1 pseudogene is annotated in these 1,810 nt (G+C 71.7%); it reads left to right on the top strand.

Annotated elements, in window-relative coordinates:
• Positions 1-39: 39 nt before the first annotated feature.
• Positions 40-1,810: pseudogene (locus KGA66_RS28820) on the top strand (RHS repeat-associated core domain-containing protein); the annotation flags it as partial.

Raw genomic sequence — 1,810 nt, 5'->3', positions numbered from 1 at the left:
ACTGGCTTGATCGCGGCATCGATACAGGGGCGGGTTCGCATGGCGTTCGGGGTGCGCAGGGGCGGCTACGTGGGTCGGGGCGCGAAGGCGAGCGCGCGCCGGCGGGCGGCGCGCTCGCTGATCAGCGCCGTGGCCGCGGTGGCGTTGGGCACGGGTCTGTTTACGGGCGGCGCGCACGCGCAGGCCGCCGTGGAACGCGGTGCACCGCCGGTGCCGCGCACCGCGTCGGTCCCGGTCAGCCCGATCGTGTCGGACTACCGCAAGCCGGTGCCCATGAGCAGCCGGAAGGGTGCGGCCCCGGTGTGGCCCGTGGGCAGCGCGGACGCTCTGTTGGCTGCGGCGCGATCCGGCGGCGGTCGCAGTGCTCGTACTGGCGCGCCGAATGCGGGTCCTGCGCCCGCGCCGGTGCGGGCCGGTGCGCTGCCGGTGTGGATCGCCCGTGCGGCTGGTGCCGGGGCGGGCGGGCCGGTCGGCACGCGGGTGACGATCGCGCCCCGGGCTGCCGCCGGCAAGGCGGGCGTGAACGGCGTGTTGATGTCCCTGGCGCGCACGGACGGTGCGAGCGCCTCGGCGGCGGTGCACGTGGCGCTCTCTTACGCGCGGTTTCAGGACGCGTTCGGCGGGGATTGGGACGCCCGCCTGGCTTTGGTCGCGCTGCCGGCCTGCGTGCTGACCACGCCGGGCGTTGCGGCGTGCCGCGCGCAGACCCCGGTGAGGTTCAGCAACGATCTCAAGGCCCGCACCGTGGAAGCGGATGTCACGCTGGCGGGTTCGACTCGGCCCGTTGCGCGGTCTTCCGCGACCGTGGCGGGCGCGCAGTCCCGGCGGGCCGCGGCGCCGGCGATGGTGATAGCTCTGACGTCCACGACGTCCTCGGACGCCGGCGGGGGCGGCGGTGATTTCACCGCGACCTCGCTCAAGCCGTCGGGCTCCTGGCAGGCGGGCGGGTCGGCGGACGCGTTCACGTGGTCCTATCCGGTCCCGGTGCCCGCGGTACCCGGGGGCCGTGCGCCGAAGGTGCAGCTGGCGTACAACTCCCAGGCCCAGGATGGGCTGACCTCCTCCACCAACAATCAGGCTTCGAACGTGGGGGACGGCTGGAGCCTGCCGCAGTCCTATATCGAGCGCTCCTACCAGTCCTGCCACCAGAACCAGAGCCCGCTGCCGCAGACCTACGACAACTGCTGGTCGAGTAACAATACGCTGACGATCTCGCTGAACGGGTCGACCAGCACCCTGGTGAAGGACGACACCTCCGGGGCGTACCATCCGGCGAACGACGGCAACGAGCGGGTCCAGTTCAAGAGTGGCGCGCCCAACGGCGCGCACAACGGCGAGTACTGGGTGGTGACCACCACCGACGGCACCGAGTACTACTTCGGGCAGAACCAACTGCCCGGCTTCGCCTCGGGGGACGCGGCCACCAACTCGGTGTGGACCGAGCCGGTGTACGCCACCGCCTCCGGGCAGCCCTGCTACAACACCACCTTCTCGAGCTCCTGGTGCCAGCAGGCCTACCGGTGGAACCTGGACTACGTCGTGGACACCCACAGCGACGCGATCTCGTACTGGTACAGCACCGAGACCAACTACTACGCGATGGACCAGGGCACCACCGCGCCCGCGGCGTCGGCCTACACCCGCGGCGGGTACCTGCGGCAGATCAAATACGGGCAGCGCGCGGGCCAGGTGTACACCACCACCCCCGCAGGTGAGGTGTCCTTCACCGTCAACGGGCGCTGCGACACCTCCGCCACCGGGTGCGCGACCTCCGGGATCTCCGGTTCCACCTCGAGTTGGCCGGACGTGC

The sequence above is a fragment of the Actinocrinis puniceicyclus genome (assembly GCF_018283645.1).
Classification (GTDB): Bacteria; Actinomycetota; Actinomycetes; order Streptomycetales; family Catenulisporaceae; genus Actinocrinis; species Actinocrinis puniceicyclus.
This window is presented reverse-complemented; position numbering and strand designations above follow the sequence as displayed.